The 14,299-nt window shown below is 70.0% G+C and carries 13 protein-coding genes; 4 read left to right on the top strand and 9 right to left on the bottom strand.

The window, feature by feature from the left end; genetic code table 11:
* Positions 1–4: 4 nt before the first annotated feature.
* The 4 genes from ACQPY4_RS02325 to ACQPY4_RS02310 all read right to left on the bottom strand — a co-directional run bounded on the left by ACQPY4_RS02325 (position 5) and on the right by ACQPY4_RS02310 (position 4,702).
* Positions 5–835 carry a carbohydrate ABC transporter permease gene (locus ACQPY4_RS02325; protein WP_433331877.1) on the bottom strand — a complete coding sequence of 277 codons (831 nt, stop codon included), beginning with the start codon at positions 833–835 and terminating at the stop codon, positions 5–7.
* Positions 835–1,773 carry a carbohydrate ABC transporter permease gene (locus ACQPY4_RS02320; protein WP_433331875.1) on the bottom strand — a complete coding sequence of 313 codons (939 nt, stop codon included), beginning with the start codon at positions 1,771–1,773 and terminating at the stop codon, positions 835–837. Before ACQPY4_RS02320 ends, ACQPY4_RS02325 begins: the two co-directional genes overlap by 1 nt.
* 13 nt (positions 1,774–1,786) lie before the next feature.
* Positions 1,787–2,986, bottom strand: a complete 1,200-nt coding sequence (locus tag ACQPY4_RS02315) for an extracellular solute-binding protein (RefSeq protein WP_433331873.1) — start codon at positions 2,984–2,986, stop codon at positions 1,787–1,789.
* Between the two features lie 654 nt (positions 2,987–3,640).
* Positions 3,641–4,702, bottom strand: coding sequence for an SCO0930 family lipoprotein (locus ACQPY4_RS02310; protein WP_433331871.1), 1,062 nt, complete (start codon positions 4,700–4,702; stop codon positions 3,641–3,643).
* A 247-nt stretch (positions 4,703–4,949) separates the two neighbouring features.
* Between ACQPY4_RS02310 and ACQPY4_RS02305 the strand changes: the two genes are divergently transcribed.
* Positions 4,950–6,140, top strand: a complete 1,191-nt coding sequence (locus ACQPY4_RS02305; RefSeq protein WP_433331869.1) for a hypothetical protein — start codon at positions 4,950–4,952, stop codon at positions 6,138–6,140.
* A gap of 37 nt (positions 6,141–6,177) precedes the next feature.
* On the opposite strand, the gene ACQPY4_RS02300 is transcribed toward ACQPY4_RS02305, so the two are convergent.
* A complete protein-coding gene (locus tag ACQPY4_RS02300; protein WP_433331867.1) occupies positions 6,178–6,369 on the bottom strand; it encodes a DUF6243 family protein in 192 nt (63 codons plus the stop codon).
* Between the two features lie 259 nt (positions 6,370–6,628).
* On the opposite strand from ACQPY4_RS02300, the gene ACQPY4_RS02295 reads away from it, so the two are divergent.
* Both ACQPY4_RS02295 and ACQPY4_RS02290 read left to right on the top strand, forming a co-directional pair.
* A complete protein-coding gene (locus ACQPY4_RS02295) occupies positions 6,629–7,675 on the top strand; it encodes a quinone-dependent dihydroorotate dehydrogenase (protein ID WP_433331865.1) in 1,047 nt (348 codons plus the stop codon).
* A gap of 230 nt (positions 7,676–7,905) precedes the next feature.
* Positions 7,906–9,174 (top strand): sodium:proton exchanger, encoded by a 1,269-nt coding sequence (locus ACQPY4_RS02290; RefSeq protein WP_433331863.1) that lies wholly within the window; start codon positions 7,906–7,908, stop codon positions 9,172–9,174.
* Here ACQPY4_RS02290 and ACQPY4_RS02285 read toward each other — a convergent pair.
* The 4 genes from ACQPY4_RS02285 to ACQPY4_RS02270 form a co-directional block, all read right to left on the bottom strand.
* Complete coding sequence (locus ACQPY4_RS02285; RefSeq protein WP_433338770.1) at positions 9,157–10,596, bottom strand: DUF7059 domain-containing protein; 1,440 nt, start codon at positions 10,594–10,596, stop codon at positions 9,157–9,159. The genes ACQPY4_RS02290 and ACQPY4_RS02285 overlap by 18 nt on opposite strands.
* Before the next feature lie 10 nt (positions 10,597–10,606).
* Entirely contained in the window at positions 10,607–11,440 is an 834-nt protein-coding gene (locus tag ACQPY4_RS02280) for an N-acetylmuramoyl-L-alanine amidase (RefSeq protein ID WP_433331861.1), read from the bottom strand.
* 109 nt (positions 11,441–11,549) lie between these two features.
* Entirely contained in the window at positions 11,550–11,786 is a 237-nt protein-coding gene (locus ACQPY4_RS02275) for a hypothetical protein (protein ID WP_024934223.1), read from the bottom strand.
* Positions 11,787–12,094: 308 nt separating this feature from the next.
* On the bottom strand, positions 12,095–13,024 hold the full coding sequence (locus ACQPY4_RS02270) for a LacI family DNA-binding transcriptional regulator (protein ID WP_433338768.1): 930 nt from the start codon (positions 13,022–13,024) through the stop codon (positions 12,095–12,097).
* 417 nt (positions 13,025–13,441) lie between these two features.
* On the opposite strand from ACQPY4_RS02270, the gene ACQPY4_RS02265 reads away from it, so the two are divergent.
* Entirely contained in the window at positions 13,442–14,155 is a 714-nt protein-coding gene (locus ACQPY4_RS02265; RefSeq protein WP_433331858.1) for a TetR/AcrR family transcriptional regulator, read from the top strand.
* Positions 14,156–14,299: the final 144 nt, after the last annotated feature.

Here is a 14,299-nt window from a genome sequence, read left to right as displayed (position 1 = left end):
CTCCCTAGCCCTTGACTGCGCCGGAGGTGAGACCGGCGACGATGCGACGCTGGAACAGCAGCACGATGATCACGACCGGGACCGTGACCACCACGGCGGCGGCGCAGATCGCGGTGGTGGGCTGCTCGAAGAACGACTCACCGGTGAAGAACGCCAGCGCCGCGGGCACCGGCCTGGCGTCACTGGTCGAGGTGAGCGAGATGCCGAAGACGAAGTCGTTCCAGCAGAAGAAGAACGTGAGGATCGCCGCCGTGAACACGCCGGGCGCCGCCAGCGGGACGATCACCTTGCGGAACGCCTGCCAGCTCGTGGCGCCGTCCACCTGCGCGGCCTGTTCCATCTCCCACGGGATCTCCCGGAAGAACGCCGACAGCGTCCAGATCGCCAGGGGAAGCGCGAAGGAGATGTAGGGGATGATCAGCCCGAGCCAGGTGTCGTACAGGCCGATGTTCCGCCACAGGTCGAACAGCGGGCCGACCAGCGAGACCACCGGGAACATCGCGATGGCCAGCGCGAACGACAGGATCAGCCGCTTGCCGGGGAACTCCAGCCGGGCGATGGCGTAGGCGACCAGCGTCGCGAACGTGACCCCGACCAGCGTGGCGATCAGCGAGATCCCGATCGAGTTGATCAGCGCGGAGGTGAACAGGTCGGTCTTGAAGACCGTCTCGTAGTTCTCCCAGGTCCATTTCTTGGGGAAGAAGCCCGGGTTGTTGCCGACCTCGCCGGGCTGCTTGAACGACAGCATCACGATCCACAGGACCGGGAACGCCGTCCAGACCAGGATCAGCAGCGACCCGAGGACCCAGACCCACTTGTGCCTGACCGTATCCATCAACGATCACCCCTCGCCTGCGAGAGATCCACCCGGAACCCCTTGATGAACACCGCCGCGATGAGCACCACCGACAGGAACAGCAGCACCCCGATGGAGTTGCCGAGGCCGATCTCGGTCCGGGTGATGCTCTGCCGGTAGGTCAGGAACGACAGGACCTCGGTCTTCTCCTGCCCGGCGGTCATGATGAAGACGCTGTCGAAGATGCGCCACGCGTCCAGGGTGCGGAACAGCACGGCGACCAGGATCGCGGCCTTCATGTTGGGCAGCGTGACCTTCCACAGCCGCTGCCACGCGGTGGCGCCGTCGACCGTCGCGGCCTCGCCGAGGTCGCGCGGCACCTGGGCCAGACCCGCCAGGAGCAGCAGCGACACGAACGGCGTGGTCTTCCAGATCTCCGACAGGATGATCACGAACAGGCCCGCCCACCGGTCGGAGAACCAGGCGAAGTCGCCCAGCCCGAACCAGGAGTTGACGAAGCCCGACTGGGTCTCGAACGCGTACCGCCAGGCGAACGCCGAGATGACGGTGACGATGCCGTAGGGCAGCAGGATCGAGGTGCGCATGGTCCGGCGGGCGAAGACCGCCTTGTGCATGACCATGGCCAGCGCGAACCCGATGACCACCTCGACCACCACGGTCACCACGGTGATGATGAACGTCGTCCAGACGTCCTGCCAGAACAGGCTGTCGGTCAGCGCGGTCACGTAGTTGCCCAGCCCGACGAAGCGCCGGTCGTCCGGCGCGGTGATGCGGTAACTGAACATCGACAGGTACAGCGCGTTGAGCAGCGGATACGCGGTCACCAGCAGCATGACGATCACTGCCGGCGCCGAGAGCATCAGCCCGAGCCGCCGCTCGGCCCTGGCGCGGTCCGTGCTCTCCGCCTTCTTCTTTTTCTTGCCCTGCCCCGCGAGGGGCACGGATGCCTCTGCCATCGGTACCCCTCCTCTAGAGCAGTGCCTGGCCCTGAAGGACCTGGCGGACGAACTCGCTGGACTTGCGCGGCGTCGACTCGGGGTTCACCGTGGCGGGCGCGTGCCAGCGGCTCTGGACCGCGGCGGACACGTCGCCGTAATAGGGCGTGATCGGGCGCGGCTCCGCCGCGTTGATGGAATCCCTGATCAGCGCCGCCATCGGGAACTGCTTCTTGATCTCCGGATCGTCATAGATCTCCGCGCGGGCCGCCGGGTTCCCCTCGGCGAGCATGTACTTCTTCATGTTCTCGGGCGAGGTGATGCACTTGGCGGCGTCGACGGCGAAGCCCTTCTTGTGCTTGCCGTAGGCGCCGACGCCGAGCTCGATGCCGCCGAAGGGCGGCTTGCTCTCCTTGTCGGGCGACACCTTCGGATACCGGGCCCAGCCGAGATCGGCGGGAATTCCCTTGTCGATGACGCCGTCCTTGGCGTCACCGTTCTCTGCCGCCCACACGTAGGGCCAGTTGACCAGGAACCCGCCGTTCTTGCCGTTGATCGTCGAGCGCGACTCCTCTTCGGTGTCGGTCGAGATCGTCGGGCTCGCGGCCTTGGAGCGTGCCAGCTTGGCGATGATCGTCGCCGCCTGCTTCCCCGCGGGCGAGTCGAGTTCGATCTTGGCGTCCTCGCCCTTGTCGGCCTCGCTGAGCACGCGGCCGCCGGCCGAGGAGATCAGGGCGCTGATGAGCACCATGTAGCCCTCGTACCTGTTGCCCTGGACGCCGACCTTCGTCCCCGTCTTGACGGCGGCGTCGATCATCTTGTCCCAGGTGAAGTCGGGCTGCGTCGGGTCGACGCCCGCCTTCTGGGCGACGGACTTGCGGTACCAGAGCAGCTGCGTGTTGGCCCAGAAGGGGGCCGCGTAGAGCTTGCCGTCCCAGGTGGAGCTCTCCACGGCGGCGGGGAAGACGCCCTGGGTGAACGTGCCCTTGTCCTGGTCGGAGAACGGTTCGAGGAACCCGGCGTTGGCGGCCTCGGCGACGAAGACCGGGTCCAGGCTCATCAGGTCGAGCCCCGAGTCCTTGGCCGCCAGCCGCCGGACCAGTTGCTCGCGCTGCTGGGTCGCGTCGCTCGGCAGCAGGGAGGTCTTGATGCGGTATTTCCCGCCCGCCGCCTTTGTGCAGGAGTCGGCGATGCTTTGCTGACCGCCGTTATCGGGGTTGATGTACCACGCCAAGGTGGGAGTGCCGCTCTCGCTTGAGCACGCGGCCATTCCACTGGCCAGCAGGGCCAGTGCCACGGCGCCCCGGGCGCATTTCCACGGGCCTGTGCCTCGCGCCTTTTTCACGGGACCGCCGACATCGCGGACTCTCGTTCTCGCGACCATAGAGCCTCCTGTTTCCTCCCGCCCCGTGCGCACACATCTGCCGAGTCGCATCCACGGCGGAACGGTTGCCACCCAAACACCGCACCAAGCGCTTGTCTATAGCCGAAAACGCCCACGAAACAATCGCAACCCAACGGAAACCTGAATCACTTCGGAAACAATGCTCCATCGCACGCGAAACGGACGCCTCCCACATACCCAACCCCTCGTCCGTCACACTCTCCTCCCGCACCCACCACAGCCAGCACAAACACACACCAAGGCATGTCCCCGACACCCTCCGCCGGGCCCCGCCCGTCCCAAGCACGCAGCAAAAACACCCCACCCCACAAGCCCCATACCCCCCGATTCCACGGGGCGTATGGGGCTTGGGGGCGGGGTCAGAGGGAGATCATGGTGAAGGCGTGAAGGTTTCGCGGACCCCGACCGACCCGCGAACCCTCCACGCCTTCGTCTAAGGGGAGGCGTCGGGCGCCTCCAAGATCACCTGGTGGCCTTTCCGTCCTAGTAGCCACCGCCTCCATAGCCGCCGCCGCTGTCGCCGCCGCCACCGGAGTCGTTGCCGTAGCCGCCGTTACCGCTGTCGCCGCCGGCACCCGTGGTGATCTTCTTGCCTTCGGGGGAGACCACCCACCAGACGTTCTGGACGCCCTGGCCCTTGGTGTCCCCGGCCTGCTGGTCCTTGGCGAAGTAGTACATGGGCCAGCCGTTGATGGTGACCTGGCACTTGCCGTCGTCCTTGCGCTCGATGAACTTGACCTTGCTCCGGTCGATGCCCTCGACTTTGAGCTTCTTCCAGCTGGTGAAGTCGACCGGGGGCCAGGCGGCCTTGCACGCGCCGAAGCAGTTGGTGACCTTGGGACGGTCCTTGTCGAACCGGTACAGCGTCCGGCCCTTGCCATCGGTCACGATCATGCCGAGCTTGGCGTCCTGGCGGACCTTCAGGACCGTCCAGCCGGCCCAGCGCCCGCCGCCCTCCTCCTGCCCGCCGTCGGCCCGCGGCTCCTCCTGGGCCGCGGCGCCGCCGCCCGCCTTCTTGCCGTCGGGAGCGCTGGCGTACCAGGTGCCCTGGACGCCCTGCCCCTTCACGTCGCCGGGGCTCTGGTCCTTGGCGTAGCGGTACATCGGCCATCCGCCGAGCGTGACCTGCCACTTGCCGTCGGGGCGCTTGACCTTCCCGACCAGGTTCTGGTCGACGCCCTTGACCTGCGGGTCCTCGTTGTTCGCCCAGACCGGGGGCCACGCCGTGGCGCACGCTCCCATGCAGGTCGAGGCGGGCGGCCTGGCGGTGTCCTTGTCGAAGCGGTAGAGCGTGCGGCCCTCGCCGTCGGTGACGACCTTGCCGAGCTTCTCCACGTTCGCGACCTCCAGGGAGGCCGTCTGGACCGATTCCTGCTGCTGTTGCTGGGGCTCGGCACCGGCGTCCTGCTGGCCCTCGGCCACCTGCTTGGACCCGGCCGCCGTGTTCTTCTGCTTGCCCGCGGTCTCCTGACCGCACGCGGTGAGCAGCACCCCTGACGCGGTCAGGGCGGCCGCCACGGGGATCGCCCACTTCGGGAATTCCATGTCGTGTCCTCCAAGTCGATCAGAGCTCCGGCTCCAGGACCGCCAGCCCCTCGCGTTTTCGATCGAGGCGGAGCAGCCGCACCGCTTCTCCCGGTTCGCCCCGCAGTACGGGACGCGGAGGCGATCGGGTTCAACGCGCATCCCGGGCCCCGCTCGTTTCGCTTCGTGAGCGAGGACACTGGGGAACCGCCGAACCAACGGGCGCCACCCGCGTCTAACCGGGCAAGGCGACCGCTGGGAGGGCGACGTGACGACGGCCGGACCGCGAGGTCCCCGACACCGGGACGACGGCGCTCGCGTCGCTCTGACCAAGCGCCCCGAGCCCGCCTACGAGCCGTCCGGCCCGGCCTGGATCGTCTACCCGGCGCGCGTGGTCGCGCTGGTCGTCGTCCTGCCGCTCCGGCTGGCCTACGAACTTCTCGCCGCGACCGGCCGCCGGCTGGGACGCGCGCTCCGCGCGATCCTCTCCCCCATCGGCGCGTTCTTCGCGTGGCTGGGACGGGGCGTCGCCGCCGCCTTCGCGGGCCTCCGCCGGCTCTGGACGAGGGGCGTGACACGGCCGCTGGGCTGGCTGTGGACCAACGCCGTGGTCAGACCGCTGAGCTTGCTCGGCCAAGCCCTTGCCTGGCTGTGGACCAACGCGGTGGCCCGGCCGGTGGGCTGGCTGGTGTCGGTGGTGATCCTCGGGACGCTCCGGCTGTTCGGCCGGGGGTCGGGACGGTTCGCCCGCTGGTTCTCGCGAGCGGTCCTGGCCCCCATCGGCCGGTTCCTCAAGCTTGTCCTGGTACGTCCCCTGAAGGGCGCCGGGCACCTGTTCATGATCGCTTTGAAGGGGATCGGGACCGCGCTGGTCTGGCTGGTCATGGTCCTCGTCGTCGCGCCCGCCGTGCTGCTGTGGCGCTACGTGCTGCGTCCGCCGCTGCTGGGCCTGGCCTGGCTGGCCCACTGGATCGGTGGCGGGCTGGCGGCCTGCGGCCGGGGCGCGGCCGCGTTCGCGCGGGCGGTCGGCGCCGTGCTCGCCCGGGGCGCCCGCTCGCTGGGCACGGGCCTCGGCGCGGTCTGGCGGGTGTTCGCCGCGGCGCTGGTCTGGTCGTGGACGATGTCCGGCCGCTTCCTCGCCGTCGTGGCGCGGTACCTGTTCGTCCTGCCGGCCCTGGCGCTGTGGCGGTACGTCCTGCGGCCCGTCGGCCTCGGGATCCGCGGCGTCTGGAACCTGGCCGCCCGCCTGCTGCGATGGGTGTGGCGGACGCTGGTGGTCGCGCCGTTCCGCGCCGTGGTCGTCCAGCCCGCGCGATGGGTGCGGCGGAGCGTCCTGCACCCGGCCCGGATGGTCATGCGGGACGCCTGGCGCGTGGCCGTCCGCGAGCCCGCCCGGGCGGTCGCCGCGACGTCCCGCGAAGTGCGGCTCACGCTGCGCCGGACGTTCCGCAACGGATGAGGACCGGCCCCGCCCAGCGGCGGGACCGGCCCGGTGATCACTCGTCGTCCGAGGTGGCCTCGGACTCCTGCTCCTGCGCGCGTTCGCGCATCTTGCGCAGCAGCTCGCGCTTCTCGGCGAGCGGGTCGGTCCCGCCTCGGGAACCGCCTCCGCCGCCGCGCAGGGCCGCGCGCGAGAGGTTCTTGCGCTGGCCGCCCACGCCGAGCATGCCGTTTCGGCTCTTGGACATGTCTTGCTCCCGTTCGGCTTGGTGTGCGTTGGACATACGTCGCACCCAGGCCCGGCCGAACGAACGCGGTCTCCGGTCTCCGGAGATCAGCCGCCGATCGCGTCCCGGCCGGACCCGGCCGTCGGGCGCTCGCGGTAAAGACGTTCGGGGAACGGCCACCAGGCGGTGGCCCACAGATCCACTTGCATGCGGTCACCGTAACCGGGGACCACCGAGCCCCTCAATCGCTTTTTCCCGCACCTGCCACAATGTGGGCACGATGTATCGACTCCTGTTCTCACTGGTCATCACGCGCCTGCCCGCCGAGACCGTCCACCACCTGACGCTGCGCGCGCTGGGCCTCATCCAGGCCACCCCGGGTGCCGCTCCCCTGCTGCGCCGGGCGCTCGCGCCCCGCGACCCGGCGCTGGCCGTCCGCGCCCTCGGCATCGACTTCCCCAGCCCGCTGGGCCTGGCCGCCGGATTCGACAAGGACGCCGTCGCCTACGAGGCCCTCGCGGCGTTCGGCTTCGGCCATGTCGAGATCGGCACGGTCACCGGGCGGCCCCAGCCGGGCAACCCCCTGCCGCGCCTGTTCCGGCTGCCGCGCGACCGGGCGGTGATCAACCGGATGGGCTTCAACAACCGGGGCTCCGAGGCCGCGGCCGAGCGGCTGAGCGGCCGGAGCCCGAGAACGATCGTCGGCGTCAACATCGGCAAGACCAAGGCCGTCGCCGAGGCGGACGCCGAGGCCGACTACGTGGCCAGCGCACGGCGGCTGGCCCCGCACGCCGACTACCTCGTCGTCAACGTCAGCTCGCCCAACACCCCCGGCCTGCGCGACCTCCAGGCGGCCGACCGCCTGCGGCCGCTGCTCACCGCCGTCCGCGCGGCGGCGGGACGCGTCCCGCTGCTGGTCAAGATCGCCCCCGACCTGGCCGACGACGACATCGACGCGGTCGCCGACCTGGCCCTGGAGCTGGGCCTGGACGGCATCATCGCGACCAACACCACGATCACCCGCCACGGGCTCGAAACCAAGATCGACGAGGCCGGGGGCCTGTCCGGAGCGCCGCTCAAGGCACGCTCACTCGAGGTGCTGCGACGCCTGAAGGCCCGCACCGGCGACCGGCTCGTCCTGATCTCCGTCGGCGGCGTCGAGAACGCCGACGACGTCTGGGAGCGCGTGCGCGCCGGAGCGACGCTCGTCCAGGGCTACACCGCCATGATCTACGGCGGCCCCCTCTGGGCCCACCGAATCAACCGCACCCTCTCCCGCCGCCTCCGCGAGAGCACCTTCCCCACCTTGGACGCCGCCCGCCAATAACCCCTTCGCGCAGATGCATCGCGGTGGGCTTCTCGACCCTGGGCGTCCTATGGCGGTGAGCCCTCCTCCCCGGCCTGGGGACGAGCCCTCCCGTCCTGGACGGTTCCTGGCGGCTTTGGGGGCCGCGCGGGGACGGGATCTCGTCGCTGGACGTCGTGTGGCGGTGAGCTTTGCTCTTCGCTGAAGGGGGCTTGGGTGTCGGCTGAGCCGGGTGGCGGCACGGTGCAGGTATGTCCGCCGAGACGATCTCGTTCCGGACCCTGACGCTGCGGGTCGCGATCACGCTGGCCGTCGCCCTGCCCGCGGTCGCGTTACGGCTGTCCGGCGTCCACCCGACGCCGGTGCTCGGCATGGTCATCTATGGGGCGGGCGTTCTGGCTGCGGCCGTCGTGCTGATGTGGGCGGCCGAAACGGCGCGGGCCGACATGTCGGGTGCGCTGGCGCTGGCGCTGCTGGCGCTCATCGCCGTCCTGCCCGAGTACGCCGTCGACCTCTATTACGCCTATACGGCCGGGTCCAAGCCGGAGTACACCTCCTACGCGGCGGCCAACATGACGGGGGCCAACCGGCTGCTGGTCGGTGTGGGCTGGGCGCTGGTCGTCCTGGCCTTCGCGCTGGGGGCTCGGAGGCTGGCCAAACGGGGGGAGAAGGCTCCGGCGCGCCGGGACGTCCACCTCGACCGGCATCACCGGATCGAGCTGGGCTTTCTTGCCATGGCGGCCGTGATCGCGTTCATCCCTCCCCTGGTCGGGGAGATCGGGTGGTACGTCTCGATCCTGCTGATCGCCATCTATGTCGCCTACATCGCCCGGATCGCCCGTTCGGGGGGCGAGGACGTCGAGGAACTGGTCGGCGTCCCCGCGTGGCTGGCGCAATTGCCCCGGAAGCAGCGCCGCCTGGCGACCTGGGGCGGGTTCCTGCTGGGCGCGATCATCGTGTTCGCGTCCGCGGAGCCGTTCGCCGAGTCGCTGGTCGAGGCGGGCTCCAAGCTCGGCGTGGACGAGTTCCTGCTGGTCCAGTGGCTGGCGCCGCTGGCGTCCGAGGCGCCCGAGCTGATCGTCGCCGTCGTGTTCGCCTGGCGGCTGCGCGACAACGACGCTATCGGCGCGCTGCTGTCGTCCAAGGTCAACCAGTGGACGCTGCTGATCGGCACCCTGCCGCTGGCCTACAAGGCGGGCGGCGGCGACTGGTCGCTGCCGCTGGACTCCCGGCAGGCCGAGGAGGTGCTGCTGACCGCCGCGCAGACCGTCCTCGGGCTGGCCATGCTGATCGACCTGTACTTCCGCCGGGCCGAGGCCGCGCTGCTGTTCGCGCTGTTCGCCGTGCAGTTCGTCCTGCCGGACCAGACGGCGCGGCTGTGGCTCTCGGGCGTCTACCTCGCGATCGGCTTCTCGATCCTCATCGCGCGGCACCGCGATCTGGGCGCCGCGATGAACGCGGCCGCCGGGCCGGCGCTGAGGGCGGGGGTGCGGCGGGCCGGGTCACACCGGCGGCGATGAGAAGAACCCGTCGGCGATCAGTTCGGGCAGGACGGCGTCGGCGTGGGCCCGTACCTCGTCGGTGCCGAGGCCCATCAGCTGGGCGATGGCGTCCAGGAGCGGGTCGAGCGGCATTGTGCCGTCGCAGACGCCCGCCAGGGCCGCCTCGACGGTGCCGACTCCGGCCGCGCGGCGCAGGGCCGAGGTCTGCCGCAGGACGATCCGTTCGGGGTCTTCAGCCCCGGGTGGCCCGACCTGTTCCTGGACGAGCCCCGGCGCCGCCACAAGCCCGACCTTTCCACAGGCTGTGGAAAACTCTCGCCCAGCGACCAGCCCATTCAGGACATCATCCACATAGGCGCCGACGGGCTGGTCCACCTCGTGCCGGAGCTCCTCGACCCGCACGGCGGGCCGCTCGGCACCCGACCGCCGCAGCGTGATCCAGCCGAACCCGACCCCGGTCGCGCCCTGCCGCTCGAAGTGGTCGAGCCACGCGTCGTAACGGGCGCGGTATTCGGGCGTTCCGGTCTCGACCGAATCGCGCAGCCAGAGCTCGGCGTACTCGGCGGGGTCCTGGACGTCCCGCTGGACGACCCACGCGTCGCACCCGGTGCCCGCGACCCAGCCCGCGACACGCTCCTCCCACGGGACACCCTCGATATGCAGCCAGTTCGCGAGAAGCTGGCAGTGCCCGCCGTCCTTGAGCAACCCGGGAGCCTCGGCCACGAGACGGCGGCAGAACTCGTCCCCGGGCATCCCGGACTCGCGGTAGACGAACCGGCCGCCCTCGGGAGCGATCACGAAAGGAGGGTTGGAGACGACCAGATCGAACCGGCGTCCCGCGACCGGCTCCAGCAGCGAACCCTCCAGGAGCTCCACCCCGTCGAGCCCGGAAAGCGCGAAGCTCATCGCCGCCAGCCGCAGCGCTCGGGGGTTGATATCGGTCGCCGCGACATGCCGGGCCCGCCCGGCCAGATGCAGGGCCTGGACGCCGCATCCCGTCCCGACGTCCAGCGCGTCATCCACAGGCCTGTGGATAACTATCCGGGCCAGATTGCCCGACGCGCCCCCACCGCCCACGACATGATCGGGGCGGACGCGTCCGCCGCCCGGACGGGCCTTCAGATCGGAGACCAGATAACCCAGATGCTCACCGGCCACGCCCTCCGCCGGTTCGATATGGAAAAGCGCCCGGCATTCGTCGCCCGACCGCTCCACCAGGCCCGCCGCGAGCAATTCCTCGGGCAATCCACGCGCCGGAACCGGCACCTGGAGCCAGAAAAGCCGGACGAATTCCTCCAGCGCGGACCCGCCGTCCGTGACCCGCAGCGCGGGCACGATCTCGTCCCGCGCCAGCGCTCCCCCGGCCACCGGCCCCAGCAGCTCGCGCACCCCGTCAACGGTGTATCCGGCCAGCTCGAACGCGTCCCGGACGCGCTTCAACGGCACCCCGTCAGCCCAGGTACGCGGTCAGGCCGACCAGCAGCGAATCGGCGATCTTCTGCCGGAACCCCGCGTCGGCGAACTTGCGCGCCTCCTCCGGATTGCGCATGTTGCCGCACTCGATGAAGACCTTCGGCACCTTAGACAGATTGAGCCCGCCCAGGTCATTGCGCGGATCGAGCGCCTTCTTGCCCCGGTAATTCGAATAGGGCACCCCGGTGCCCTCGTGATAGGCGTCCCGAATGGCCTTGCCCAGCCGCAGCGACTCCGGGACGGCCTTGGCGTTGAACCCCTTGATCGCGACCGGCTCGATGATGTGGAACCCGCGCCCGTTCGGCATGGCCCCGTCCGCGTGGACCGACAGGACCGCGTCGGCCTTCGCCCGGTTGCCGATCTCGGCTCTCTCGTTGATGCAGGGGCCCACACCGGTGTCGTTGGGACGGGTGAGCACGACCTTGGCCCCACGAGCCTTCAGCAGCCGCTCCAGCCGCTTGGAGACGTCCCACGTGAAGGCATGCTCGGGATAACCGGCGTTGGTCGCCGTCCCCGTGGTGTCGCACTCCTTGCGCCCGTTGCCGATGTCGACCTGCTTGGCGATGGCCGACGGGTTCTTGGCGTTGCCCCCGTTGTGACCGGGATCGATCACCACCACCTTGCCGTCCAGCGGAGTCTCCGGCGGTTCGGGCGCCGGAGACTCTGACGACCCCGCCGGCGTGGTGGCCGCCGGGGGCGTCGCCTTGGACGCGGGTTCGCCGTCGTCGGACGACCCCCCGCACGCGGAAAGACCGCCCAGGCAGACGGCCAGGGCGGCGGTCGCCAGAGCGGCGAGCCGATGGAATCGCATGCGGTGGTCTCCCCGTGATGACTTCGTGACCGACCCTGCCAGTCTGCACACCGGCACGGCTTCGTCAAAACGGGAGACCGCGGCCGCGTGGATCGGGCGGCCGCGGCCGTCAGCGGAGCGGATCCTCCTTGCCGAGCAGCGCGGCCAGCGCGCGCGCCTCGTCCGCGTCAAGGCCCAACACCACGCGGGGACGTCCCCACGGGTGGTCGATCGAGTGGGCCACGTAGCTGGCGACCGACTCCGAGACCTGCTCGGCCAGTCCCCGCGCGTGCCGCCATTCCGACCACGCACGTTCCAACTCACTCGCCGCACGCTGCGCGCACGACACCAATTCCGGATCACGCACGGAATAACCCCCCTGGGTGAACATGATCCTTCCCGTGTCCACTCGGCGGAGTCCCCGTCCAGGCCGCCTCCCCCGAGGCCGGCCCGTCCCAAGGTTCCCCGACCCGCCGAACGGTGGATCTATTAACCACCCGCCGACGCCCCACCACCTCCCAAATACGGCAGCCTTGGCCAGCCCCTTACCAACCCCCCGACTCCCAAGGCCAACGATCGATCCACACTTGAGAAACCCGACCCCCGACCATCGGTCGTCTCGGGCTGGGCGGACCGTGCACGGGCGGAGGATGCACGGGACGGCGGGAAGGGGCGTCACTCGTCCTTGGGGGCGGCTCCGGTGGTCGAGCGGACGACGAGGTGCGGCACCACCAGGTTCTGGCGGGCGATCCGGGCCGGGTCGTCGATCCGCGTGGTCAGCATCTCGGCCGCCACGCGTCCCATGTCACGGCGCGGCTGGTCGACGCTGGTCAGCGAGATGTGCCGGATCGCGGCCAGATGCGTGTTGTCGTACCCGATGATCGACACCTGGTCGGGGACGGGCAGTTCCAGCTCGTCGGCCGCCGACAGGGCACCGGTCGCGACCAGGTCGTTCGGCGCGAAGATCGCGGTCGGCCGCGGCGTGCGCGACAGCAGGGCGCGCGCGGCGCGGTATCCGCCGTCCTCGGTGAAGTCGCCGGGCTCCACCACGATCTCCTTGCCGAGCCCGTGGCGCCGCATCGCCTTCTCGTACCCGGCCCTGCGGTAACGCGCCGTGGTCGAGCGGGCGCCCTCGATGTGCGCGATCCTGCGGTGGCCCAGCTCGACCAGATGGTCGACGGCGAGGCTGGCGCCCAGCTCGTCGTCGTCCACCACGATGTCGACGCCGACCACGTCACGCTCGCCGACCACCACCACGGGGACGCTCGCGGCGGCCTCCTTGAGCGATTCGGGGACGACGCTGAGCAGGACGAGACCGTCCACCCGCATCTCCAGGAACGCCTCGACCGCCTCGGCCTCGAACAGCGGGTCCCAGCGCCCGCTGCCGACGAGCATCCGCAGGCCCTCGCCGTGCAGGCTCTCCTGGAGTCCGTCGAGGAACTCGGCGAAGAACGGGTTGTGCAGGTCGGCCACGATGGCGCCGATCAGCCTCGTCCGCCCTTCCACCAGGCTCCGCGCGACGGCGTTGGGCCGGTAGCCCAGCTCGCGCGCGGCCTGCAGGACGGCCTGCCGGCGCCGCTCGCTCACATGGGGCGAACCTCGCATCACGAGCGAAACAAGCGACTTGGACACGCCCGCGCGCTCGGCCACATTCCGAATGGTCGGTTTGGGGCCGGGCAGCGGCCTCCCCTCTCCGACTCGGGGCATCGGCACTGCCTGACGCGATGGACTTCCTTCAGCTGACATGGCTCTCCGTCCGGGGGGCTGCGGGACCTGCCGCCTCGGCGTCCCGGGCCCGCTGCAGAGCCCCGAACGCCTCCCCCCACTCGGGGGGAGATGCCATGATGCCTCGCCTTCACCCCAAATCGTCGCAACAGTGAGTAACGGGCAGCCGCCAATGGCAGTTCAGGGCTGTGGTGCTCTGGGTCACACATGGTAAAGGCGCCGGTCAACCTGGAAATAGGCCGTTATGGGGACATTTGCCGCGTCGTCCTGTCATCCGGCCTCGGATACGCTTCCTGAGTGGCAGATCGTGCAGCGACCGGTGACAAGCCGAGGAACGGGCGTCGTTCCCCCTCCCGCGGCAGGCGTCGACTCAGCGTCGACGAGCGCCGCGACGAACTGATCGGCGCGGCCCTCCAGCTCTTCAGCACACGGCAGCCCGAAGAGGTCTCGATCGACGATGTGGCGGCGGCCGCTGGCGCCTCACGAGCGCTTGTTTACCACTACTTCGGCGGCAAGTACGAGCTCTACATGGCCGCACTCGGAAGCGCCGCAAAGCAACTTTCGGTCCTCCTCGAACCCCCGACCGAGGGCACTCCCCTCGAACGCCTCCGCATCTCCCTGGAGCGCTACTTCGACTTCGTCGAGAGCCACGCGGCCGGCTACACCGCCCTGCTCCGCGGCGGCCCGGCCGACCGCTCCGGCGAGGTGGGCGAGATCGTCGACGGCATCCGCCAGCTCCTCCTGGGCCGCATCCTCGTGGAGATGGGCGTCGACTCCCCGCCCCCCATCCTCCGCATCTCCCTGCGCTCCTGGATGGCCTCGGTAGAAACCGCGGGCCTCGACTGGCTGGAGAACCGCGACGTCTCCCGTCCCGAACTGGAACACCTCCTGGTAGACCACCTGGTGGTCCTCCTGGACGTGGCCGCCCGCCACGACCCCAACACCAGCACCCTCTTCACCCGCCTGGTAGCCGAAGAATTCGGCCAAACCCCCCAACCCCCCACTCCCTGACCACACACAAAACGGGGCCACCATCGGCCACCCGCAGCGCCCCCACGCCCAACGGCACGCAGAACCACCTCCCGCAAAGGACAGGCGGGCCGACATCGGCCACGCATGGAGCCACGTCACATCGCGATGCCATCAGGGAGTGAC

Origin of the sequence: Spirillospora sp. CA-294931 (assembly GCF_050946795.1) — a bacterium.
Lineage (GTDB): Bacteria > Actinomycetota > Actinomycetes > Streptosporangiales > Streptosporangiaceae > Spirillospora.
The sequence above is the reverse complement of the archived record's forward strand: the minus strand, read 5'-3'. Positions and strand labels throughout refer to the sequence as shown.